The sequence below is a fragment of the Shewanella sp. MF05956 genome (assembly GCF_059758055.1).
Map to the genome: position 1 here is coordinate 233643 of NZ_JCAYNV010000005.1, position 25362 is coordinate 259004.

Sequence of the window (25362 nt, forward strand, 5' to 3'; positions counted from 1 at the left end):
ATTAAGCAATAAGCAATAGCATTAACAATCAATAATAAAAAAGAGCCATAAATGGCTCATTTTTATATGCTTATGCACTGTACTGACTCACTCATATTAACTCATCTCTAAACCTTCATGTCTTCACACTGATGCTTATGAGCGTTAATTTAAGGATAAGCTTTGGTTTAAAGTGACGTTATGAGTTAAAGCCGTGAATCTCAGACTATATTTTATGAGGTATCACGGGAAAGCCATCTTGCTCCCATTGCATCATGCCACCAGCAACCGATAACGGTTTGGTAAAGCCCATGTTCTGCAACGAGGCAGCAGCTAAAGCAGAGCGTCCGCCCGTACGGCAAATAAGATAAATCTCTTTGTCTGCCAACTCATTTAACGCTAAAACCCACTCACAATGATGACTAACTGATGGGTGCTCATGAATCTTCATTTCTAATACACCCCGAGGTAGGTTAACTGCACCTTCGATATGGCCAGTTAAAAACTCTTCATGTTCGCGCACATCAATAATGATAATGTCAGGATTTAACATTGCTGTGAGTAATTGCTGCGTGTTGACTTCAGCAATCGTTGTTTTGATTTCACTAATATATTCTTGAGCAGTTTTCATGTGTGCCTCGTGATACTAAATAATTGATTGAGTTGTAATAAACAATGCCATTACCACTAAAAATACCGCGAATACTTTTTGTAATGTGGCTTTAGGGAGGTATTGGGTGAGCTTCTGTCCGGCTAAACTTCCGACAAATCCGCCAGCAATCATGATGGCAATAACAGGCCAGTCGAATTGCAGCCCTTTATCAGACAACAAGCTGTAATATTTAATGAACCCCATTGAAGAGTTCATGGTGATAATCAACAAGCTGGTACCCACTGCTAACGACATTTCAATGCCGCCGAGCAATACCAAGGCAGGGATAATTAAAAATCCGCCACCGACACCCACAAAACCTGTGACGACACCGACTAATAATCCTTGCAATAGCACGTTAGCGAGCTTGAGTTTGCCTTGGGTGAATTCAGCATTTTGTTTGCGCCACATCATCACCGCACCGATCAGCATTAATCCCACAAACACACTCAGTTGGATCTGGCTGGTAAAATAGGTACTAATCCAAGCACCTAAATACGTGCCCGCCATACCGGGTACACCAAACAAAAAAACATGTGGCCATGAGACCATTTTTTGTTTAATAAACCCGATACTACTCACCGCGCTAATGGCTGCGACAATACAAAGAGACGATGCTATTGCGAGCTCTGGTTGCATCCCAACAAGATATAACAACACAGGGACCGTGAGTATTGAACCTCCAGAACCCAGCATGCTCAGCACTAAGCCAATCACTAACGCACCTAAAACGGCTTGTATCATATTGATAACCTCTGTTTTAAAGTAAGTTAATCGGCACTTTTAAATACACAGTGCCATTCGATTCAGGTGCTGGCATGTTACCCGCGCGAATATTGACCTGAATAGACGGTAATATCAGTCTTGGCATGGGTAAGGTGGCATCACGAGCTTGACGTAGCGACACAAACTCAGCTTTGCTGATGCCATTTTTAACATGGATATTGTTGGCTTTTTGTTGGCCCACTTGGGTTTTAAACTGGTGACTGCGACCTTCAGTTGGATAATCATGACAAACATAGATATCTGTAGACTCAGGCAAGCTAAACAACGATTGAATTGAGTCATATAAAGTGTTGGCGTCACCACCGGGGAAATCACAACGAGCAGTGCCTACATCGGGCATAAATATGGTGTCGCCGACAAAAGCGGCTTGTTCATTGATGATGTAAGCTAAGTCAGCAGGGGTATGGCCAGGTGTGTGCATAATACGAATAGTCATATTGCCCACTTGCAACAATTCATTGTGTTTAAATAACCGGTCAAACTGGCTGCCATTGGGTAAAAAATCACTTTCAAGATTAAAGACTTGCTTAAAGGTTTGTTGCACTTGAGTAATGTGTTCACCAATACCTATTTGACCACCAATTTGATCGCGGATATAACTGGCAGCAGATAAATGATCTGCATGTGCGTGAGTCTCAAGTATCCATTTAACACTTAATTCTTGGCGTTCAACCCAATGCAGAACACGTTGAGCACTGCGGGTGTCTGTTCGCCCGGACTTATAATCAAAGTCTAAAACCGGATCGATAATCACCGCAAAGCGTGTGGCATTATCTGCAATAACATAGGTGAATGTTTCACTGTCATCATCTAAAAATTCATGGACACTAAATGTTGAGTTCATTACAAATCTCCTATAAAAAAGATGCACAGGGGCGGGGGATACCCCCTGTGCAGTAACGGATTAAAGAGATTTCTTGCTGAAGTACCAATCTACATAATCATATCCTTGGCCTAAACGTGCTTTGGCGTCGGCTGTTGTGGCTGGTGGTGGAACAATGACATCATCACCAGGCTGCCAGTTTTCAGGGGTGGCTACACCATTTGCATCACTTGTTTGTAATGCTTTAACGAGGCGTACAAATTCATCAACTGAGCGACCATTGCTCATTGGGTAATACACCATTGCGCGTAAAATACCTTCAGGGTCAATAATAAAGGTCGCTCTTACCGCCGCGGTATCGCTAGCACCGGGTTGGATCATGCCGTATGCTTTGGCGACTTCCATTGATAAGTCAGAAATGATTGGGAACGTAATTTCAACACCAAAGTTTTCTTCAATGTTACGTACCCAAGCAATGTGAGAGTGAATACTGTCAATCGATAAACCTAAAAGTTCAGTATTCAGCTTGGCAAACTCACCTGCACGTTGAGCAAAACCCATAAACTCAGTAGTACAAACAGGGGTAAAGTCAGCAGGGTGTGAAAATAATACTAACCATTTACCTTTATAATCATTTAACGAGCGCATACCGTGAGTCGTTTTAGTATTAAACGCAGGTGCAGGGCGGTTAAGTTGTGGGAAAGATACGATTGATTCAGTCATGTTATTACTCCAAATGAATTAAGTTAGGGTAATTTGAATCTAAAAATTAGATTACAAACTTGCTTTGTAATAGCAATGGGCGGGCCAACTTTGTTTCGGTCGTATTAAATTGACTAAATAAAACCGTAAGCTACTGTTTAATAAAATTAATTTATATTTTAATTTTATTGTTCTCATTGTCGGTGTTGTTAATTAACAGAGGCGAGTACAGGTAAAGTGTCATTTATGACATTGAGCGCTTTATGTGACTGCCATTTATGACGCTAAATGATTTAAGAATATGACTAATATCGCTTTTGGTCAGCCGTAAACGCAGAAGAATGAATATTGATTGATACCCCCTGAGTCAGCATATTGAGAGCTACGAGTTGATTACTCTTTTTACTCTTTATTTTGCTACTCAATGCGCAACTTTATTTATCGCAACATTATTTAGCGCTAGTAATGAGCAGTAAAATGCATTTAACTCAGCACAGCTATCTAAACCATGAAGGAGCTACAATGGATGCAACAATGATGATGTGGAGTGTATTGTTTGGTGCTATTGGAATGGGCTATTTTGTCTATGGAAAGCGCCAGCGAGCAATCGTACCTTTGTGTGTAGGCATGACGTTATGCGTGTATCCGTATTTTGTTGCCAGTGTGACCAGCTTACTGATCATAGGTGTGGTGTTAGTCGCGATACCGTACTTTATCCGGCTGTAGCTGTGAATATCTTAAAGGTTGTACAACCGCAATAAAGCATATTCCAATAGCATCTTACATTGAGCAAAAAGGTACTGATTAATATGGATGTAGCATCGGACAAGTCCAATAAACGATTCTTACCTTGAACACAACGCATAAATACTAAAACGTTATGTTTTCATTGGAATTAACAAATGAGTTTGAGCACTAATCAATTAAATTTAATCGTCGTATTGTTCTCACTTTCATTAGGTGTTGCTTTAGGGCTATTAGCACTCAACTATTCAAATTTACCATTAGGCTTCAGTTCAATAGTCGGTTATTGTATTTTTATGTTGGGTTACTCTAAAAAATATAATGTAATTAATAAACTAGCTTTTGTTAGCGCTATCACATTGATTGTGGGTTGGGGTATTTATATTGCGGGTTAATATTGATAGGGTTTGAGTCGTAACCATTTAATTAATAACATAAAATATCAATTTTTAACTTTAGTTTCTTAACGTTGTCGCCCATAAGTTTTTACCCATCATTAAGACGTTTCCTTGGTATCAGTGTCCTTTCTGTACCTTAGTCTGTCTTTTTCTACTGCCGCCACTCTTCTATAAGTTTAAGCCACATACTATCAGTTGTTGATGGTAAGACAGGATACTCTAAGAAGGATTGTGGTTGAGTCCCTTTCTATCCTTGCAGGGTAGTACTTTGCATTGATTGTGTTGTAAGCACAGGCGAATATTTAAACAACGAGCATCCTGACTCATAGAGCTACTTTTGTGGGGTAATTAACTACTTTTTGCCTGTAGCTTCTTTGTATCGCGAGTGAGCGGCAACTCATCCAGGTCTCAGTGAATACAATCTTACTTTCTTTAAATATTTATTACTCACTTCTTTATTCTAGGCTATCTCGCCATGTAGAAAGCGCGTTAATGTGGCTTGGGTAAATACCACAACATCCACCAATAATGGTCGCTCCTAATTGGGACCAGCACTTGGCAAACTCAAGGTATTCTTCTTCGGAAACATGACGTAACGTTTGCAAGGTGCCATTGGCTTGATGGCCCGATTGGATTGGGGTAAAACTATTTGCAAAGACACCAATAGTTAACGTTTTATTGTGTTGCGCTAATACTTGTACAACATCATTAATGGCTTGCTCGATAACTTCAGGGATCGAACAGTTAAACAAGATCCCTGTTGCATTCGTTGCCAACAATGCCGCAACAGCATCGGTGAGCAATTCCCCAGAACGTAGCCGAATCGGCTGGTCAACTTCATCAATCAGAGTATAAGCGAAATAACAGGGCTTATCGGTATTGGCTAGCACCTTAGCAATGACCTCTGCTTCAGCAATACTGGCTATTGTCTCAGCAAGCCAGATATCGGCCTGCTTATCCTGAGCTGTAAACAAAGTAGAACAGATCTCGTATGCTCGCTCTGCCTCAAATAACTCAGGACGATAGGAGCCTAAGGCAGGGGGGATTGAGCCAGCAACAAGCACCTGTCGTTGAGATTGAGTGACAACCTCACGTGCAATATCTGCCGCTTTTTCAGCAAGCTTTGCACCTTGCTCTGCATACAGCGCTTCACCTAAATGAAAAGGGACACAGGCATAGCTATTAATCGTGATAATCTGTGCCCCTGCGTCGATAAAGCTTTGATGAGCTTGCGCTACGAATTGTGGCGACTCAATTAATGCCTGCGCACTCCAGAGCGGCTGAGAAAAAGGCGCGCCGATACGTTTGAGCTCACGCCCCATACCGCCGTCTAAAATTGTTAGTGTTGTCATAATTGATTTCCGAAAGACTAAATTCGTATTTTGTTTCCAGTATGACCAGCTTACTGATCATAGGCCTCTGTTATCAACACTATTTTGGATAGCTCAAGTAGAAGCATAGGTATTCGTGTTTAAAGCAATAATTGAATACTAATAATTGAATGCTATGATTTTTGTTAAATATTAACGCTACATAACGAGTTTGTATTATTCTCGATTATCTAAATTCTCGCTTTCACCTAGACTAAAAGGTGATTGATTAGTGAAAAACAAGTTGATAAGTTACTGAAATTATTAATAATTAAAGTGTTTATACGATAATTCTTTAGATGAACATCTAAGGATGTATATCGGGATTATCTCTAATACGCTGTAGGTTTCGCACATGTTTGGTAGTATTTTTCTAGCAAGTATTATTCAATTTGGAGAAGTGAAAGGATGTTCAGATCCCAGGGTAATACCCCCTAAAAATAGTTGCTCTCGGCAACAGCTCCTGCATTGCTCTATCTCCTGCATCCATGCAGTCGTACGTCAAAATGCTATTAAGCAGTATAGAAGGCACAGAAACCCGCCTTGCAGGAGACACTCAGACCGTTCATTTCTTTGTTGCATTGTCTTAAAAGGGAATAACCATTATTTCAACAATGCGCCTCAAACTGAACAATCTGACTCTGATTGGTCACATAATTAATGGAATTGGTATTATTTAGGTCTTCGCAGATAGAGTGATAAAAAATGCCAGTCAGTTAACTGACTGGCATTTTTGTGTCGGATGCTTATTGCATCAAAACTGATTAGCGTACGGTTTTAAGCATTAAATGTTAATTCCTAACGCTTAACGCCTAAAGCCTAACTTCTAACTCCTTGTACGTAATCTGTAATCTGTAAAACTACCAAATACGCACGCGTTGATCTTCTGGTAAATACAGCTTGTCACCTGGTTTAACATCAAACGCTTTGTACCATGCATCGTGGTTACGTGGTGCTAGTGCACGGTAACGACCTGGGGCATGAGTACCTGCACGTAATTGACTTAGCATACTTTGCTCAGTGCGTTTTTCTTTCCACACTTGTGCCCAAGCCATAAAGAAGCGTTGATCGCCTGTGGTGCCGTCGATAATAGGTGCTTCTTTACCGTTTAGGCTTAACTTGTAAGCATGGTATGCCATTGACAATCCGCCCACATCGCCAATGTTTTCGCCTAGGCTGTTACGGCCATTGACAAAGTTTTCTGGTAGCGGTTCGTATAGACTGTATTGTTGCGCCAACATATCGGCTTTGGCTTCAAAGGCGGCGCGATCTGCATCTGTCCACCAATTGCGCTGAATACCGTGCGCATCTGATTTAGAGCCTTGATCATCAAATCCGTGGCCCATTTCATGGCCAATAACTGCACCAATACTGCCATAATTTACCGCTGGATCAGCATTTGGATCAAAAAATGGAGGTTGTAATATCGCCGCAGGGAATACAATTTCATTAAACGAACTGTTGTAATACGCATTAACAAACTGGGGTGTCATGCCCCAACGATTACGATCCGTTTTCTTAAGCTCATTTGCAACGCTATCATCTTGGAAATACTGACGAAGCTGAGCAATGTTCGCGACTAAGTCATCTTTCTTTAATGATAAGCCATCGTATTTTTGCCATACATCTGGGTAACCAATTTTAGGCGTAAATGCCGCAAGTTTGGCGTGTGCGTTGACTTTGGTTTCTTCGCCCATCCAATCTAAGCCATCAATACGTTGACCTAGCGCTGTGCGAAGGTTTTCGACTAGCTCAGCCATTTGATGTTTAGATGACTCAGGAAAATAGCGTTCTACGTAGACTTTACCAATCGCAAACCCTAATGACTGGGTGCCAGACATTTGTTCAACAGCGCGTTTCCAACGTGGACGAGGCTCTTCTTGACCATTTAATGTTTTACCAAAAAAGGCAAAGTTTTGATTAAAGATGTCTTCAGACAATAATTCAGCATTATTGGTGATGGTATGGAAGGTGAGGTAGTCTTTCCATACTGCAAGATCGCTATTATTGACTAAGCCAATCATGGCGTTAACCGGTTCTGGCTGTGAAATGTTTAACTGCGGGACTTGGTAGCCGGTTTGTTCAAAAAACAGATCCCAATTAAAGCCAGGGTATGTTTTGGCTAAATCGCTGCGGGTGATTTGGTTTAAGGTTAGGTCGCGGTCGCGACGCTTTTCACGTGGCCACTGGCCTTCAGCAATTTGGGTTTCTAGCGCTAAGATAGCTTTTGCACGTTGTTCGCCATTTTCAATACCGGCATAGTTAAGCATGGTAGCAATGTGCTTTACATAAGCATCACGAATGGTACTGAAACGTTCGCTGTCTTCTAAATAATATGAACGATCAGGTAATCCTAAGCCACCCGCACCGACAGTCATTTCATACTGGTCTGGGTCTAAACGGTTAAACCACATGCCGCCGCCAATAGGAGATGAAGCACCCGTGAGCCAGGCCTGGCCAAATACCTTGGTTAAGTCATCGGTATTTTTGATGGCATTAATTTGATCTAACGTAGGTTGAATCGCAGTGATACCACGCTTATTAATGGTGTCTGTGTCCATGTAAGCATGATAAAAATCAGCAATCAGTTGTTCGTCTGGGGTTAATTCAGTGCGGCTGGCAATATCATCAATAATCGCTTTAACTTGCTCTTCGCTGCGCTCTGCTAATACGCTAAATGCACCATAGCGAGTTTTATCGGCTGGCATTTCAAAGTTGTCGTACCATGTGCCACTGGTGTACATAAAGAAATCATCACCTGGTTTAATGGCTTCATTACGTGCGGATAAATCAATACCAAAAGTACCTAACTCTGCTTTAGCTACAACAGGTTGTGCCGCTGGTGTACTCGCTTTTGCAGGAGGTGTTGGTTGTTCGCCGCCACAGGCTGTCAATAGCGCTGCTGTTAATGCGATAGAAATTAAGGACTTTTTCATTGTAATGGTATTCCTTTTATATTTTTAATATGTTGTTTGCTGAACCATAATCTAAGAATGACAAAAAATGTCAATGTCGAAATTGTGAGTAAATATAAGCAAAACTTTATGAAAATAAGCTTAAAGGCGCAGTTAATGCAGGGATAATGCTGTATTTATGACAATACAGTGAAGATGAGCAGGTAAAATTTAATCAATAACATCGCGGTAATTCAGGTGTTAGCTTCAATCCATATTGATATTATCAGACAAGAACGGACTGAATTTAGCCAGTTCAGCAGCATTATGTACTTCGAGTTTTTTGATGATTTTTGCTCTATGAACTTCAATGGTTCGCAATGACACAAAAAGTGTATCGGCCATTTGTTTATTGGTTTTACCTGCAATAAGCAGCTGCAATACTTGATCTTCTCTTTCTGTTAACGTGCTGTAGCGCTGTTGTAGTTGTATCTTTTCATACTCGTGTCCGCTTACTAGCAAGGCTTTTTCTATTGCCTGCACCAGCTCTTTGCCTTTTACAGGTTTTTGAAAAAAATCACAGGCACCTTGTCTAAATGCATTAACGGCCATGGGGAGATCACCATGGCCAGTGAGAAATATGATCCCTATGGGACTTTGCGCACTCACCAGTTTTTGCTGTAATTGAAATAAGTGTTAATAAAAGTTGTGAGATTAATTTGTGCTTATTGATGGATAACGCGTCAATTCTGACAGGTTATTTTGCTTGAGTGTGAATTGCTTCGTGATTATCAAGTCTTGGCGTATCTCTGAAGCTGGCAACGAGTTATATTTTACTCTCGTTCTGATGAAGGCTTATTAACGTATGGATTTGGCAAAACTTTCTCGTATTAGTATGAAACACTTAATAACCTTGCATGTGATGCTCGATACACTAAGTGTTACCGCCAGTGCCGAGCGTTTATGTTTGAGCCCATCTTCAGTGAGTAAAACCTTAAGCCAGCTTAGGGATAATCTTAATGACGAATTATTTTATCGTCATGGCAATGTTTTGATCGCGACGCCATTAGCAAAACGGTTAGCGCCAAGCGTGCAGCAAATGATCAATGACATGAATCAGATCATGAATCAGGACGTATTTAACCCCGCGCAGTACCAAGGTCGGTACTCCATTGCGATGCGAGAAAGTACCTTTGAATTATTAGCCGCTAAGCTGTGCGCTCATATCTTAACGGTGGCGCCCAATATTCACTTAGATATTTACAATAAAGATAATATTGGCTTTGACGGGCTAACAAATGGCTCATTAGATTTTATTATTTTGCCGCATGATCTTAGTCAACCGACTCATATTGATGAAAACCTAGTCTGGGAAACCTTAATGAATGATGAAATGGTGTGCCTAATGCATCCTAACCATCCTTTAAGCGCTCAAACTCATCTAAACCTGGAAGACTATTTACGCTTTGGTCATATTGGCATCAGTGATACCGATTTGAATACGCCATTCTTTGATATTTTATTGGCTCAGCAAGCAAGGAAACGTCATGTGCCTATTTCGGTAGCTGATTTTGGCAGCGCCGCCACAATGTGTCATCACAGTGAGTTACTGTTTACCTGCTCTCATCGCTGGGCAACTCAAGCAAAACAGGCTCAAGGGCTGGTGATAAAAACGTTACCGATTGAATATGGCCGTGTTGCCTATAGTGTGGTGTGGCATCGTCAAAGCATGAACGATCCAGCCTTACGTTGGCTATTTGAGCAAATACTACGTTGTCGACCTGAGATTAAGCGCTAATGCTTAAGACATATGCTTAAGCGTTTATGATTAAGGGCTAAGACTTAAGCGTTAAGGCATCCGTCTGGACTCATTTAAATATATTGTGGGTAAGGTGATGTTATTGACGCCACGCTGTCTAAGTTGGCTGGCGAGTAATTCGATATCATCTTGAGTACATACTGGCCATTGTGCGGCGATTCCTTCTACACCGTGATGATGAAATGCATTGAGTTTGATCTGCGTAGAGGAGGGCAATTGTCGAAGGTAATTGGCTAATGCTTCAATTTCGACATCATAATCAGTCATTGTTGGGATAGATAAGAGCCTTACTTCATATAATTTATGCTGCGCTGCTAACCATGTTATTGACTGAAACACCGGATGATTATCACGAGCAGTAATATAGCGATGTGTGTCTTGTTGCCAGGCTTTTAAATCGACCATTGCGCCATCTAAATAAGGCAATAACTTATGCCAGCCTGTTATCGATAAACTGCCATTGGTGTCAATCATGCAACTTAAGTGTGCTGTATGTGCCGTAGACTTGATGGCTTTAAATAAGTTAATCACAAAGGGTAATTGTAAACTGGCTTCACCGCCACTCACGGTAATGCCATTAATCACATGCCTTTGCGCTTCGATTATTGCAACCAACTGCTCAACGCTGTAAGTGGTGGTTTTAGGAGACGATTGCGTTGGGCAAATGCTCAGACAGGTATCACATTGGCTACACAGGCTTTTATCCCACGCAATATGGTCTTTAGTGCCAATCTTTACTCGCTTAAGGGCTTGTTGAGGACAATGCTCGATGCAATCACCACACGCATTGCAGACATTAATCGTATATGGGTTATGACAGTTTTTACATTGATAATTACACCCCTGCAAAAATATAACCAAACGACTGCCGGGTCCATCGACACATGAAAATGGCAGTATTTGACTTACAATCGCTTCTCTACTCATAACAAATGGGCGCTTGCTCATGGGCAATCACCCGTGTTTTTCTTTGCATCATCCCAGTATTGGCAGCGGCTTCAGCAGCTAAGCCTGTAGTGTTGGTGCGAGAGCCGCATTGGCTAAACTTTTCAATGTCCGAACGTTTCACCATGTAGCCTGTGACTCTAATTAATTCTGTGTTAGCTACATTCGCGGTAAATTCTCTAAAGCCCATACTTAGCGCGCCTTTGCACAATTGCATCATGGCTTGAGGGTTGGCTTTTATGGTTTCATCTAAGCTTAAAATATCACTTATTCCGGCAGGGTAATATTGATGATGTTGCGCCAATGCTTGAATATGGCTAATGGGATCCGGTTCAAAACCATTAGGGATCCTCACGCCAGGTGTCACATCAGTGTCGAGACTAATGCCACTTTGTGAATGCAACATGGCACGTTGGTTGAAACCATAAGTTACTGGCGTGGTGGTCACAATTTGATCCAATGCCTGTGATATTTTAAGCCCGAGAGCATTAGCCTCCTGGTGATGGCCATAAGTGTGTTGCGTACTATGAGACTCATTGGAGATCCCTCGCAATGTATTCACTGCTTCTGCCATGCCATAAATGCCAAACATGGGAGAAAACCGCGACTCATCAATAAGCTGCTCTTTAACTAAAAAGCTGTCAAAGAAATGTGATTGTTGATGTAAAAATGCCGAGCGTGCTTCAATCAGCTCATAGGTGAGTTGGCAATAATAGGGCAAGGCGCGTTCAAAAAAGTCTGTAATGCTGGTTGATTGTATTGCCACTTGCTTAAGATTAAGGCGCACTAAGGTATTGGCGCCTCCGGCTAATGGCAGGGCGTTATAACAACTCACAATCCCAAATCCGCGCTCATCAAAACTGTTGGCATGCATTGGGTAATTGGCAATATGCGGTTTATTACACAAGCAAATATTGCTGGTGGCTTGTAGCAATAAATCATCAGGGGTGGTGCTTGGGTCGTACATAAAGGTGAGGTTTGGGGCTATTTGTTGTAGCTCCGCATCAATGCGCAACAGCGTTCGACAAATAATATTATCCGTTGGGCCAATATTCACATGCATAAATGCATCGGGCAGGGTGCGGTCCAATAAAATCCAAAAGCGGGTTAATTTCCGGTAAATGGCATCATTGTCCATATCAGATACAAATGGCATGAGCAGCGTATCGAGTTGGCCTAAATACACAGGAATATTGGTGACCGAGGGCACATGATGATAAAGCACCATGAGTGAGTTTAAGGCATCATCAAAGTCTTGCGCTGGTGGCATCTCTAAATAATCAGATCCCTGACTGAGATACCGGGCATAATCTGGCAATACATAACGTGGTTTATACGGCGCATGACCTTCAAACATATCGCAAATAATGCCAGCTTGTTTTGCAGCTAATGCCTGCGCCGAGACTTCAACATAATCAAGACTGTTCTCAGCTTCTAACGCTAAGTAATTTGACTTTTGTTTTGCTGACAGAAGTGGATCTTTGATGATATGAGTAATGCGATTTTGTAATGACATAATGCAATCCATTTATGACAGTGCTGATTTAATGTGACCAGCTAATGTATTTAACCTGAGCTCGGGATAATAAAGGCCTTTCAAACAGCCCTTTGTCCTGCTAACTGTGTTGAATCGACTTACAATAGGCTAGCTATTGACGCGTCAATTCGCCTTGTTAGCATAACAAATGACAAGCTTGAAAGTGAGCTTGGTTAACATGCTGATGTTAAATAGCTAAGTTCATTCCTTATCCCGAGTTCAGGTTATTTAATGTACTGATTAAAAGGGGCTTATAACAGTGAAAAGAGCCGAAGGCGGGGTTGAGGGAATCGAAATCCGATGATGTAGATCACAACTTTTTAGGATGTAATACCAATTCCACTAATTATCTGGTCATTCAGCGGGAATTCTGTGTCTTCTAGGCAAGTAATAGGATTGAAGGCATAGTTGCTCTACGTCAAAATGCTATTAAGCAGCATAGAAGGCACAGAAACCCGCCTTACAGGAGGCACTCAGACCGTTCATTTCTTTGTTGCATCGTCTTAGAAGGGAATAACCATTATTACAACAATGCGCCTCAAACTGAACAGTCTGAGTGACTCTGATTGGTCACATAATTAATGGAAATGGTATACAAATAATAAAGGCCTTATATAAATAAGGCCTTTATTGACTATTGAGTTAATGGATTAACAAGATGCGTTATGCATTTTGACTCTCAACTTTTTTAACGGCTGCATTGCCAGATCTTGCGGCGTATACCAGTAATACACCCACGACTAACACAATCGATCCACAAAGTAAGAACATTAAACGGCCTGTTGGTTCGTTAGGAATTAACGCCATTATCAGTACACCAAAACCTGCGACTGTGATGAGGTTACCCAGCATTGAACGCTGTTTAGTGTCTAAGGTTTGCTGATCTTCACTGTCTGCAATAACAGGGGTGTTCCAGTTAATAAACAATTGATCGACTTCTTTTTCGCGCTCTGGAGACAATCCTTTGTAGAACAGCATGGTTAAGAAGAAGAATCCGCCAGTAAAGATAACGTGCGCGGCTAAGCTTAAGCCAATCTTTAAGTCAGACCATTCTCGTTCAGTTAATGGAATGTCTAAACCAAATATGGTTTCAAATTGACCCGCGGTCAGTGCAATACCAAAGAAATAAGAAACAAAACCACCGATTATCAATGTTGTCCAACCAGCCCAATCAGGTGTTTTACGTATCCACATACCCAGTAATACCGGTATTAACATGGGGAAGCCGATTAATGCACCTACGTTCAGTACAATATCGAACAAGCTTAAGTGACTCAGTGAGTTAATAAATAACCCAATCAAAATCATGATAATGCCCATTATAACGGTGGTTATTTTACTGACTGTCACTAACTCTTTTTGTGAAGCATGCTCACGTAAAATAGGGGCATAGAAGTTACAGACAAAAATACCCGCATTACGGTTAAGGCCAGAATCCATAGATGACATAGTCGCTGCAAACATTGCCGACATTAACAAACCAACCATACCGGCAGGCATGACTTCTTGCACAAAGGCTAAGTAGGCAGCATCGCCTGCTTTGTCGCCCATAAACGCATATTGCAGAGCAAAGTCTGGCATAAATGCGCTGACATACCAAGGTGGTAAAAACCAAATGAGTGGGCCAACGACCATTAAAATACAGGCTAGGGCAGCGGCTTTTTTAGCATTCTCACTGTCTTTAGCACATAAATATCGGTAGGCATTAATGCTGTTGTTCATTACGCCAAATTGCTTAACAAAGATGAACACCACCCAGAGTACAAAGACGCTGACGTAATTTAAGTCGTTACCCAACATAAAGTTACCGTGGAACTTGTCGATGATGTTACCGATGCCGCCGCCATAAAAATAGGCTGCAATCGCACAGGTAATGGTTACGGCCATAATCACAATCATTTGCATAAAGTCTGATGCTACAACGGCCCACGAGCCACCCGTGACTGACATGACAACGAGCACTGCACCAGTCACTATGATGGTGGTTTCCATAGGGATATCAAACACCGCAGACACAAAAATAGCTAAACCGTTGAGCCAAATTCCGGCAGAAATTAATGAATCAGGCATACCCGCCCAAGTAAAAAACTGCTCAGAGGTTTTACCAAAACGTTGGCGAATGGCTTCAATTGCAGTCACCACTCTTAATTGTCTAAACTTTGGTGCAAAATACAGGTAATTCATTAAGTAGCCAAAAGCATTGGCTAAAAACAGAATAACCACCACAAAACCGTCTGAAAAAGCACGACCCGCAGCACCGGTAAAGGTCCATGCGCTAAATTGTGTCATAAAGGCGGTGGCCCCAACCATCCACCATAACATTTTCCCGCCGCCTCTAAAGTAATCACTGGTTGAGGTGGTAAATTTTCTAAACATCCACCCAATAGCGATTAGAAAGAAAAAATAGGCAAGTACGACAAGCATATCAATAGTCATGATTTAGCCTCGATAATTTATAAACTCTTATTTTTGTGTGTTAACAATGTTAACCGCGAAAAATGGCCATACATTTGATGGCCATAAGGTTTTTATTTTGATTTATTGATGTGTGCTACTGCAACACGCACTAAACGGCCTATTTCGTCCCATTGCCCTGCGTCAATTAGATTGGTTGGCACCATCCACGTGCCGCCACAGGCAAGCACAGCAGGAATATCAAGATACGAATCGATATTGGCTAAATTAACCCCGCCGGTAGGCATAAACTTAACGGGGTAAACTGCAGTTAATGCTTTTAGCATGTTAACACCACCAGAAGCTTCAGCAGGGAAGAACTTCAATGTCCTTAGCCCCATTTCCATGGCTTGCTCAACAAGGCTTGGGTTGTTAACACCGGGAACAATGGGCATGCCTTTATCAAGACAATGCTGAACAACACGAGGATTAAAGCCTGGGCTCACGATAAAGTCGACACCGGCAGCAATAGCCTGGTCTGCTTGTTCTGTTGTTAAAATAGTACCCGCACCAATAAACATAAACGGAAAGGCTTCACGCATGGCTTTAATGGCATCTGCTGCGCATTCTGTTCTAAACGTGACTTCAGCACTTGGCATGCCATTGTCAATCAATGCTCTGGCTAACGGGACTGCGTCGGCAGTGTTATTAATGGCAATCACAGGGATTAGTTTATGTTTTGCTAGTAAATCATTCATAAATATCATGGTTCCGTTGACGTATTTTTTTATAAGTTGATAGAGGGCATTGCAACCATCGGAATGATTGCCCCTGGGTACTGAATGACTGTGCCAGCCATACAATGTCCGGCATAGGCGGATTCTGATGCGCTGCCATGATTGAGTCGCTTAGCTAAAAAGCCAGCATTAAAAGAATCACCAGCCGCAGTGGTATCAATAATGTTTGAAACTGAGGTCGCTGCTACGTAACTGGTTTGATTATTTTCAATAACGATGCAATCTTCAGCGCCTCTTTTAATAATGAGTTCGCTTACGCCCAGAGCTAGTGTTCGGTCAATGCATTGTTGAACATCTGTGTCTTCATACAATTGCACTTCGTCATCGAAGGTCAATAATGCGATATCGGTCAATGCCAATACTTTTTGGTATTCAGCTATTGTTTGTGATTTATTTAGCCACAATCTAGGGCGATAGTTGTTATCGAAAATAACCTTACCACCACCACGTTTGAATTCTTTAAGTAATGAAATTAATTTGCTTCGGCCTGACTCTGTTAAGATCGCTAGAGTAATGCCAGTGATTAAAAGGTAATCATAAGTGAGCAGCTGTTCTGCAAGATGTTCTGATTCAGGTTGATCGAATAGATATTTTGCTGCGGAATCGTTGCGCCAATAATGAAAGCTACGCTCGCCACTGTCATCCGTTTCTATGTAATATAAACCAGGATTTTTATGCGCTAACTGCAATACTAAACTCGTGTCAATTCCTTCGGCTTGCCATGCTGTTAACATTTGTTCACTAAATGAGTCGTAACCCAATGCCGTTACATAGCTCGTTTTGATGGACTGACCTTTAGTTAAACGGGCTAAGTATAAAGCGGTGTTTAGCGTGTCACCGCCAAAAGCTTGCTTTAAGCCGCTCAATTTCTTTTGAAGCTCAACCATACATTCGCCAACAATTGCTATTTTCAATGGTTTCATGCTGTTACCTTATGATTATTCTGGTATTACTTTAAAAAGTCTTCACGAGCAGGAGAGAACATGTCCAGTAAGATACTGTCTTGTTCTAATGCTACTGCGCCGTGCATAAGATGTTTGCGAGCAATGTAGGCGTCACCGGCTTTAAGCACTTGTTTCTTGCCATCGACTTCAGCTTCAAAACTGCCGCTAATCACATAGCCTATTTGATCATGGATTTCATGTGAGTGAGGATAACCAATCGCACCTTTATCAAAGTTCAGATGTACGGCCATCAGTTCGTCAGTGTAACCGACGATTTTACGCTTAATGCCATCGCCTAACGTTTCCCATGGATGGTCATCAGCTTTAAAAAATGTGTTCATGCGCTTTCTCCTACAGCATTCGATATGGTCATTATTATACAAATAATAAACATTAAATACATATTGTAATACAATTAGATCTTACCAATAAGGTTAAAATCGGTAATAACGATTCTTAGTGGTTTATAATCAATAGTTTAAATTATTATTTATTTTTGTGAAAAGACAATTATTTTAAAATGGTTGATCTTTTTGACTACAAATATATCAAAAATCATTGTTAAGATGTGAAGTTGTATGACAATATTGTCATACAGATTTTGTATTCATTGAAGATTAGATATTAGCCATAAGGTAAACACTATGACCATTACAACGCCCATTTTACTTACGCAGCCAGAAATAGCTGATTTACGTAAAGAGTTTGGACGCACAAGTTTGATGGGAAAAACAATCGACTCCCATATAAATGAGTTGCAAGATTTTATGCGTTTGCCAATAGATGTGCCTGGGCACGGTGAAGCAGGTGGTTATGAGCACAACCGTCACAAGCAAAACTACACCTTTATGAATTTAGCGGGGCGGTTGTTCTTAATTACTCAGCAGCAGCAGTATGCAGACTTTGTCATCGCGCTATTAGAAGAATACGCAGACAAGTATTTAACCTTCGATTTTCATTTACAAAAAAATACCAATCCGACAGGGCGTCTATTTCACCAAATCCTGAATGAACATTGCTGGTTACTCTATACAAGCCTGGCTTATTCTTGTGTGGCCGAAGTGATGACCGATGCACAGCGCACTAGAATTGAAAGCCGACTCTTTGAACCTATGCTAGAGATGTTTACCGTTAAGTATGCTCATGATTTTGACCGTATCCATAATCACGGCATTTGGGCTGTTGCCGCGGTGGGTATTTGTGGTTTAGCTATCGGTAAACGTGAATACCTAGACATGGCGGTATATGGAATAGATCGAAATGACACTGGTGGTTTCCTTGCACAGATTTCGCAATTATTTGCCCCGTCTGGATATTATATGGAAGGGCCTTATTATCATCGTTATGCCATTCGCCCGACGTGTTTATTTGCCGAAGTATTGCAACGCCATATGCCTGAAGTTGATATCTATAATTATAAAAGCAAAGTGATTGGTAATACAGTAAACGCGTTATTGTCTACTGCCTATCCGAATGGCCAGTTTCCAGCGTTGAATGATGCGTCACGTACTATGTCGATTACTGACATGGGCGTACAAGTGGCTGTAAGTGTATACAGCAAACACTATGGTGTAGATGACAATTTACTGGGTATGGCCAAAATTCAAGATAGAGTCTGGATGCATCCATGCGGATTAGTGTTGTCTCGTGCCCTTGAACATGCAGAAGAAAAAGCGGTTATTGGCATGCCATTTTGGCCAAGTGTTGAATTAAATGAAGGCCCGGATGGTACTCATGGCGCACAAGGCTTTATCCGCATGCAGGATAAAAAAGGTGATGTGTCGCAACTGGTGATGAATTACGGCCAGCACGGTATGGGGCATGGAAACTTTGACACCTTAGGGATCAGTTTCTTTAACCGTGGTCAGGAAGTGTTACGCGAATACGGGTTTGCCCGCTGGGTCAACGTAGAGCCTAAATTTGGTGGCCGCTACCTTGATGAAAACAAATCTTATGCGCGCCAAACCATTGCTCATAATGCCGTTACCGTCGATCAAAAGTGTCAAAATGATTTTAACGTAACGCGTGCAGACAGCGTGCACGGCTTGCCGCATTTTTTTAGTGTAGGCAGTGATGTCATTAGTGGCATGAGCGCTTTTGCTAATCAACATTATGACGGCTTGTCGATGCAGCGTAGTGTGTTTATGCTGGCGTTAGATGAACTTGAATCACCACTATTAATTGATTTATACCGTTTAGCAGGTGAGGGTGAGCATCAATACGATTATTCACATCAGTATGAAGGTCAAATTATTCGTACTAACTTTGATTATCAAAGCCATCAAGAAGTGTCTACGTTAGGCGCTGACAATGGTTACCAACACCTTTGGAATTTAGCCAGTGGTAAGCCTACCAATACAGCTCTTGTGAGCTGGCTACAAAACAACACTTACTACACCTGGCTAGGCACGAGTAGCAATGACTCAAGTGAGGTTTTCTTTACTCGCACAGGCGCTAATGACCCCAGTTTCAATTTACGCAGCGAACCCGCTTTTATTTATCGCACAGCAGGCAAAACAACATTGTTAGCATCGGTGCTGGAAACGCATGGTTATTTTAACGAAGAGTTTGAGCAGTCGGTCAGCGCTCGCGGTAACGTCAGTGATATTCATATAATAGGGCATAACGACGTCGCCTCTGTCATTGAAATCACCACAGCGTCTTCAGTGGTGATCTTAATGGTTAGCAATCAACTTTCTGCTGATGCCAACACCGAACATCGCGTGAATTTAAATCAGAAAACCTATCAATGGACTGGCCCATACGCTGTTGAAATTACTGCCGTTAAGCAGGAGAAATAAACATGAGTTACCAACCGTTATTGTTAAATTTTGACGAAGCAACACAACTAAGACAGTCGCTCAATACCCAGACGTTATTAGGCAAAGCATTATCCCGTGATATCGCTCAAACTGACGATTATATGGCCACAGTGGGCATTGAAGTGCCTGGTCACGGTGAAGGTGGCGGCTATGAGCATAATCGCCATAAACAAAACTACATTCATATGGATTTAGCTGGGCGGTTATTTTTAATAACCCAAGAAGATAAATACCGCAATTACATTGTTGATATGTTGAGCGCTTATGCCACTGTGTACCCAACACTTGAAAGTAATGTCAGCCGTGACAGTAATCCGCCGGGTAAGTTGTTTCATCAAACGTTAAATGAAAACATGTGGATGCTCTATGCCTCGTGCGCGTATAGCTGTATTTATCACACCTTAGATGAATCTCAAAAACGCCATATTGAAGATAACCTGCTTAAACAAATGATTGATATGTTTGTGGTCACCTACGCACATGATTTTGATATTATTCACAATCATGGTTTATGGGCTGTAGCTGCTGTGGGTATTTGTGGTTACGCGATAAACGATCAAGCATCAGTAGACAAAGCACTGTATGGCCTTAAATTAGACAAAGTCAGTGGCGGTTTTCTTGCGCAGCTAGACCAATTGTTTTCGCCAGACGGTTACTACATGGAAGGTCCGTACTATCACCGTTTCTCGTTACGTCCTATTTATCTATTTGCCGAAGCGATTGAACGTCGCCAACCTGAAATCGGTATTTACCAATTTAACGATTCGGTAATTAAAACCACTTCTTATGCCGTGATGTCGACCGCGTTTCCTGATGGCACGTTACCTGCGCTTAATGATTCATCTAAAACCATCAGTATTAATGATGAAGGTGTCATTATGGCCACCAGTGTGTGTTATCACCGCTATGAGCAAAACGATACCTTACTTAGCATGGCAAACCATCAACAAGATGTGTGGGTGCATATATCCGGATTAACCTTGTCTAACGCGGTTCATGATACCAAAGACATTAAACCCTTTAGCTGGGGTAGCTTGTTTGTAACCGATGGCCCAGAAGGTGAAAAGGGCGGCGTGGGCATTTTGCGTCATCGCGATGCAAAAAATGACGATACCATGGCACTGATTTGGTTTGGTCAACATGGTAGCGATCATCAATACCATTCTGCGCTCGACCATGGTCATTATGATGGTTTGCATTTAAGCGTGTTTAATCGTGGCCAGGAAGTGTTACACGATTATGGTTTTGGCCGTTGGGTTAATATTGAACCTAAATTTGGTGGCCGTTACATTCCTGAAAACAAATCATATTGTAAGCAGACCGTTGCACATAACACGGTAACCGTTGATCAAAAAACTCAAAACAATTTTGATACCGCCCGAGCTGAATCTAAATTTGGCCAAAAACACTTTTTTAAAGCAGACGATTCTGGTTTACAAGGTATGAGTGGTCGTATTGCTGATTACTACGATGGCACTGAAATGCAGCGCACGATTATTGTTGCTGACATCGCAGAGTTTGAGAAACCATTGGTTATCGATGTGTATCGCATTACGGCAGATCAACCGCATCAATACGATTTACCTGTGCATCATTCTGGGCAAATAATCCGGACTGACTTTGACTATCAAACAGAGGCAACGTTAAAGCCGCTTGGCGCCGACAACGGTTACCAGCATTTATGGAATGTTGCATCGGGAAGTGTCTCTGGCAGTAGTTTGGTTAGTTGGTTACATGGCAACAGCTATTACAGTTTAGTGTCGAGCGCCACACCAGACAGCAAAGTGATATTTGCACGCACAGGGGCAAACGATCCTGATTTTAACTTGCGCAGTGAGCCAGCCTTTATTTTGCGTCAATCAGGTCAAAATCATGTGTTTGCTTCTGTGTTAGAAACTCACGGTTACTTTAATGAATCGATTGAAGCCTCTGTGGGCGCGCGCGGTTTAGTCAGCAAGGTTGAAGTGGTTGGCCATAACGACAATGCAACCGTGATTAACGTTAGCACCACGAGCGGTCATTGTTACACCATCGCGATTTCAAATCTCAGTGGTGATGAGCTAGAAGGTCAGCATACTGTTGAGTTTAATGGTCAAACTTATCAATGGCAGGGCGCTTTTGCGGTAGTTTAAAGCCAAATGCTCTGTTAGCTTATAAAAGGGTTGAACATCATGTTCAACCCTTTTTGTTGGCGTTTACAAGCTGATTAGCCATTTGCTGGGTATGCGAATTGTATTCTACTCATTGAACAGTTATGTGGGTTCAAATATTTGCCACTAAATCAAAAATCGGAAATCGTTACGTTATTAACGAGATGTAGATTATTCTAATTAAGTTTATTAAGCGTAAAAGGATTTTGAAAATGGATGATATTCAAATTTTTATCTCAAAGATAGACAATAAAGCTCGTCTGAAAGATGCACATAGTTTGTTATCACTACTTGAAAGTGCATCGGGTTATCAGCCCTATTTAATGGGCAGTATTATTGGGTTTGGCCACTACCATTATCATTATGACAGTGGTCGTGAGGGTGACTCTGCGGTTATTGCTTTCTCGCCGCGCAAACAAAATACAGTCGTTTATATCATGCCAGGGTTTGATGAGTATCATGATTTACTTGCTAAGCTTGGCAAACACAAATTGGGTAAATCTTGTCTGTATATTAATAAACTATCGGATGTAAACCTGAGTGTATTAATGCAAATTTCTGAGCTGTCGGTAAAACACATGCAATAAAAATATCAATGTACCGCGAGCTAAAATTACAAAAGCTAAACAAATAAATGGATAGGAGATCCTGATGGCCAATGATGACGTGTTACACATACTTGCTCAATTTGAACTGGTGATAACCCATGAGTTTAACGCTGACAATTTAGCTAGCGCAGATGGTGATAGGGTGTTGATGCAACATCATTTTGAACAAGAAATTCAAATGGCATTTGCTGAGTGGGACATCGACATTCAGCTCGATAAAAAAATTAAGCATTCTAGTGCACAACACCACAGCTTTTTAGGCCGTTTACAGCGCGACGTAGAATTACAAGCCGATGATATAAAAGCAGTTGAATCACCAAGCGATGATTTAAACACTAATGATTTGATGCTAAATCAGATGAAGTCAGATGTGGATCAATGTTGCGATATGATCCCCTATGAGACAACGCTCGTGTCGTTTCGGGTCTTGTAAAATATCGTTATTCATTATTACGTTGAACAACCTCCAATCAAGCGCGGACTAACTCCGATGCCTTACTCTTAAAGCAAAGAACTTAAAAAGAAGAATAAAGAACTTTTTTTGCTCGTGCCACTTGCTGGTTACCATTTTAAATTGGTTACATTTAGCCAATGCCTGCATTGTTGTACCACAACCACGTTATGGCTATCTTTATTGACTCATTTTATACAGCTGCCCAAAACGCATTTTATGGTGTGGCTGCAGTTTTTTTTGTTGGGCTAAAAACAGCTCCGCAGTAGATACCGCATCGGCCAATGCATTATGGCTATTGTATTCAGGTAGATTATATCGCTCACGTGTCGTAGCAAGTGTCAGATCTATGTCTGATTTATTAATCGACATTGCCATGTGTTTCTCAATACTTAAGGTATCAATCCACAGCAATGGTAATGCTGCTAACTGAAAATTACGTTCCATGTATTTTTGTAGAAATTGTGCTTCAACAATGCAACCGTGGGCAACAAGGATTTTGCCTTTTGAGGCATTAAACAGGGCTTTAATGGCATCGTGAATCGATTCACCTTCATCGAGCATTTGTGGGGTGATGTGATTGATGACTGCGGTAACAGGCTTAATTTGCGTCTTTGAATTAATGTAGTGATGTTTACATGATGCCAGATCAATTTGTGAGTGAATAATCTCTACCCAACCAATGGATAAAATGAGGTCATTATCGACATTTAACCCTGTAGTTTCGAAATCTAATACTAAGTAATCAAACGAATCCGTCGTATCACTCAGTGTGGGTAGGGTCTCAAGTAAATTGTCGTGAATAAAGTCAGGAACATTTTTATTAGATAAAAACTGTTCGCGTTCACGCATTATCTGCATTAGCGGATGAAAGTAATGGATAAAAGACTTCATTAACGGCTCCCAAACCTGACTTTTACCGCATCTTGTAAGTCAGCAATAATTCTAAAAGCATCTTTTAAATGTTTGCGTTCAAAGCTGCCGAAATGATTGGGGTTGATGTTGTTATTAGGTTCTTCACCTTGCTTTAATGCCACTAATTGATGGTTAAACCGAAAGGATAATATGAACTTATACGCACCCAATATATTTTTGAATGAATCATCACTGAGCACACCTTTTTCATTGGCGGCTTTAAAGCGTTCATCCGTTGCCGATGAATCACATTCAACGGCGAGACCATAGATACGGGCGAGGTCAATAATTAAGTTTATGGCGTATTTTTTAACGTCGAGCGTTTTCTTGTTTTCACCTGATTTTTCTAGCACGAGTTTATTAAAAATTCCTAATGGCGGATTCGTGTTTACCGCATCCTTGACTAAACTGCTTAAAAATTCGCGGTTATTTTTAATATTGCAGTGGAGTTCGCTGCGTAACTCTGTTTCGTAATCAGCATTGCCATAAATGGTGCGGATTTCAAGAAAAACACTGATATTGAGTAAGCATTCATATTCAGGGTTAGCGACCCATTTTTTATAATATGCTTTCCAGATAGATAATGATTGGCACCATTTTGGTGTCGATGCCATATAGTTGCCTGTACACAGTGAGTAATGACAACTGTCTAAGCCATGAGTGACAAGATTGGCTAAATGTTTAAAGTAGATCTTGTCATTGTCGGTAGCATTGTCGGCTAAGACTATCGCGTTGTCTTGGTCTGAGAGCATATGCACTTCATTTCGTGCATGAGAGCCGGCCACTATCCATGAGAATTCACAAGGTGGTGGGCCTAACTTGTCGATAGCAATTTGAATTAACCGACGATTATAAGCGTCCATAATCATGGTCATCACTTTACCAATGGTTTCTGGGGCGACTTTTCCTTCAACCAGGGCTTCAAATATTGCCTGACGTTCAGGCGTAAAGCTGGCTAATACCGTAGTGCTTCCGGCATATTTGATCTTATCAATTAAGAATATTGCCTGCATACGGTGATTTTGTACCAGATGGCTAGTGGTTAATAAGCCGATGACTTTATTATCTTTTACAACAGGTAAGTTACGAATACAGGGTCACCGCATGAGTGTTTAATTTTTAACCTAACTACTAAATCCAGCCTTTAATACTGCTTCAAGCATCGATGGATTCATCATGCATCGCTTTTGTTTTCCAACAATGCTTATCTTCGTCGGCTCTGCTCGTAACATATTCAAACTCATATGACGCAGACATGACAGATTTTCCGCCCCGTGAGCGTTGTATATTTGACATGCATCCTCACTCATACTGACATCAAGCACCCAGTGCATCGATTCTATGCCCCAATGTTCTCGAACGGCTATCGCTGCTTGTTCGGCACTTAACCCTTTAGAACTGATGTAATAACGATACTCAAGCTCGATTGGCTTTCCTTTCTCAAGGCGACAACTTTCAACCATAACGATATTTTTTAGTCCTTTCCACTTTGAAAAGTCTCCGACTAAGTTTTTACTATCAATAACATAGCACTGGCGACACTCAGTACGTCCGTGACCGTGTTCAATTATTGATTTGTCCGTATTGTTAGCTCGCTGAAATGCGAAGGCTTGTACTATCGCTTCGCGCAAT

At 41.3% G+C, this 25362-nt stretch carries 22 protein-coding genes and 1 pseudogene; 7 read left to right on the forward strand and 16 right to left on the reverse strand.

Features of this window, described 5'->3' with window-relative positions:
• Positions 1-205: 205 nt before the first annotated feature.
• The 4 genes from AC19MX_RS07840 to AC19MX_RS07855 are packed head-to-tail and all read right to left on the reverse strand — an operon-like array spanning position 206 to position 2963.
• A complete protein-coding gene (locus tag AC19MX_RS07840) occupies positions 206-610 on the reverse strand; it encodes a rhodanese-like domain-containing protein (RefSeq protein WP_498297477.1) in 405 nt (134 codons plus the stop codon).
• 15 nt (positions 611-625) lie between these two features.
• Entirely contained in the window at positions 626-1375 is a 750-nt protein-coding gene (locus AC19MX_RS07845; protein WP_498297479.1) for a sulfite exporter TauE/SafE family protein, read from the reverse strand.
• A gap of 16 nt (positions 1376-1391) precedes the next feature.
• Positions 1392-2261 carry an MBL fold metallo-hydrolase gene (locus AC19MX_RS07850; RefSeq protein WP_498297481.1) on the reverse strand — a complete coding sequence of 290 codons (870 nt, stop codon included), beginning with the start codon at positions 2259-2261 and terminating at the stop codon, positions 1392-1394.
• Between the two features lie 60 nt (positions 2262-2321).
• Complete coding sequence (locus tag AC19MX_RS07855) at positions 2322-2963, reverse strand: peroxiredoxin (protein ID WP_498297483.1); 642 nt, start codon at positions 2961-2963, stop codon at positions 2322-2324.
• 501 nt (positions 2964-3464) lie between these two features.
• On the opposite strand from AC19MX_RS07855, the gene AC19MX_RS07860 reads away from it, so the two are divergent.
• Both AC19MX_RS07860 and AC19MX_RS07865 read left to right on the forward strand, forming a co-directional pair.
• Positions 3465-3668, forward strand: a complete 204-nt coding sequence (locus AC19MX_RS07860) for a hypothetical protein (RefSeq protein WP_432401881.1) — start codon at positions 3465-3467, stop codon at positions 3666-3668.
• Between the two features lie 176 nt (positions 3669-3844).
• Positions 3845-4081, forward strand: a complete 237-nt coding sequence (locus AC19MX_RS07865) for a hypothetical protein (protein WP_432401879.1) — start codon at positions 3845-3847, stop codon at positions 4079-4081.
• A gap of 458 nt (positions 4082-4539) precedes the next feature.
• On the opposite strand, the gene AC19MX_RS07870 is transcribed toward AC19MX_RS07865, so the two are convergent.
• The 3 genes and pseudogenes from AC19MX_RS07870 to AC19MX_RS07880 form a co-directional block, all read right to left on the reverse strand.
• Positions 4540-5436, reverse strand: a complete 897-nt coding sequence (locus AC19MX_RS07870) for a homocysteine S-methyltransferase family protein (protein WP_498297485.1) — start codon at positions 5434-5436, stop codon at positions 4540-4542.
• 878 nt (positions 5437-6314) lie between these two features.
• Positions 6315-8390 carry a M13 family metallopeptidase gene (locus tag AC19MX_RS07875; protein WP_498297487.1) on the reverse strand — a complete coding sequence of 692 codons (2076 nt, stop codon included), beginning with the start codon at positions 8388-8390 and terminating at the stop codon, positions 6315-6317.
• A 225-nt stretch (positions 8391-8615) separates the two neighbouring features.
• A pseudogene (locus AC19MX_RS07880) lies at positions 8616-9035 on the reverse strand (response regulator transcription factor); the annotation flags it as partial.
• Positions 9036-9213: 178 nt separating this feature from the next.
• Here AC19MX_RS07880 and AC19MX_RS07885 point away from each other — a divergent pair.
• Complete coding sequence (locus AC19MX_RS07885) at positions 9214-10146, forward strand: LysR family transcriptional regulator (protein WP_498297489.1); 933 nt, start codon at positions 9214-9216, stop codon at positions 10144-10146.
• A gap of 51 nt (positions 10147-10197) precedes the next feature.
• On the opposite strand, the gene AC19MX_RS07890 is transcribed toward AC19MX_RS07885, so the two are convergent.
• The 6 genes from AC19MX_RS07890 to AC19MX_RS07915 form a co-directional block, all read right to left on the reverse strand.
• Positions 10198-11115 carry a YjjW family glycine radical enzyme activase gene (locus AC19MX_RS07890; protein ID WP_498297491.1) on the reverse strand — a complete coding sequence of 306 codons (918 nt, stop codon included), beginning with the start codon at positions 11113-11115 and terminating at the stop codon, positions 10198-10200.
• Positions 11087-12628 carry a YjjI family glycine radical enzyme gene (locus tag AC19MX_RS07895; RefSeq protein WP_498297493.1) on the reverse strand — a complete coding sequence of 514 codons (1542 nt, stop codon included), beginning with the start codon at positions 12626-12628 and terminating at the stop codon, positions 11087-11089. Before AC19MX_RS07895 ends, AC19MX_RS07890 begins: the two co-directional genes overlap by 29 nt.
• A gap of 684 nt (positions 12629-13312) precedes the next feature.
• Positions 13313-15085: a sodium:solute symporter family transporter gene (locus tag AC19MX_RS07900; protein ID WP_498297495.1), complete on the reverse strand. Its 1773-nt coding sequence runs from the start codon at positions 15083-15085 to the stop codon at positions 13313-13315.
• Positions 15086-15177: 92 nt separating this feature from the next.
• Positions 15178-15801 carry a bifunctional 4-hydroxy-2-oxoglutarate aldolase/2-dehydro-3-deoxy-phosphogluconate aldolase gene (locus tag AC19MX_RS07905; protein WP_432404962.1) on the reverse strand — a complete coding sequence of 208 codons (624 nt, stop codon included), beginning with the start codon at positions 15799-15801 and terminating at the stop codon, positions 15178-15180.
• 29 nt (positions 15802-15830) lie between these two features.
• Positions 15831-16763 carry a 2-dehydro-3-deoxygluconokinase gene (kdgK, locus tag AC19MX_RS07910; protein ID WP_498297497.1) on the reverse strand — a complete coding sequence of 311 codons (933 nt, stop codon included), beginning with the start codon at positions 16761-16763 and terminating at the stop codon, positions 15831-15833.
• Positions 16764-16789: 26 nt separating this feature from the next.
• Positions 16790-17125 (reverse strand): cupin domain-containing protein, encoded by a 336-nt coding sequence (locus AC19MX_RS07915; protein ID WP_498297499.1) that lies wholly within the window; start codon positions 17123-17125, stop codon positions 16790-16792.
• 303 nt (positions 17126-17428) lie between these two features.
• Here AC19MX_RS07915 and AC19MX_RS07920 point away from each other — a divergent pair, with 303 nt between their 5' ends.
• The 4 genes from AC19MX_RS07920 (at position 17429) to AC19MX_RS07935 (ending at position 22797) form a co-directional block, all read left to right on the forward strand.
• Positions 17429-19585 (forward strand): heparinase II/III domain-containing protein, encoded by a 2157-nt coding sequence (locus AC19MX_RS07920; RefSeq protein ID WP_498297501.1) that lies wholly within the window; start codon positions 17429-17431, stop codon positions 19583-19585.
• A gap of 2 nt (positions 19586-19587) precedes the next feature.
• Positions 19588-21738 (forward strand): heparinase II/III domain-containing protein, encoded by a 2151-nt coding sequence (locus tag AC19MX_RS07925; protein WP_498297503.1) that lies wholly within the window; start codon positions 19588-19590, stop codon positions 21736-21738.
• Between the two features lie 230 nt (positions 21739-21968).
• A complete protein-coding gene (locus AC19MX_RS07930; protein WP_498297505.1) occupies positions 21969-22343 on the forward strand; it encodes a DUF1801 domain-containing protein in 375 nt (124 codons plus the stop codon).
• Positions 22344-22407: 64 nt separating this feature from the next.
• Complete coding sequence (locus AC19MX_RS07935) at positions 22408-22797, forward strand: hypothetical protein (protein ID WP_498297506.1); 390 nt, start codon at positions 22408-22410, stop codon at positions 22795-22797.
• Positions 22798-22995: 198 nt separating this feature from the next.
• Here AC19MX_RS07935 and AC19MX_RS07940 read toward each other — a convergent pair whose 3' ends face one another.
• From AC19MX_RS07940 to AC19MX_RS07950, 3 genes are all read right to left on the reverse strand, one after another.
• A complete protein-coding gene (locus AC19MX_RS07940) occupies positions 22996-23709 on the reverse strand; it encodes a 3'-5' exonuclease (protein WP_498297508.1) in 714 nt (237 codons plus the stop codon).
• A complete protein-coding gene (locus AC19MX_RS07945) occupies positions 23709-24743 on the reverse strand; it encodes a putative nucleotidyltransferase substrate binding domain-containing protein (protein ID WP_498297509.1) in 1035 nt (344 codons plus the stop codon). The genes AC19MX_RS07940 and AC19MX_RS07945 overlap by 1 nt, the downstream gene beginning before the upstream one ends.
• Before the next feature lie 111 nt (positions 24744-24854).
• The coding region (locus AC19MX_RS07950) for an ISAs1 family transposase (RefSeq protein ID WP_498297510.1) at positions 24855-25362 on the reverse strand (508 nt) is incomplete at its 5' end.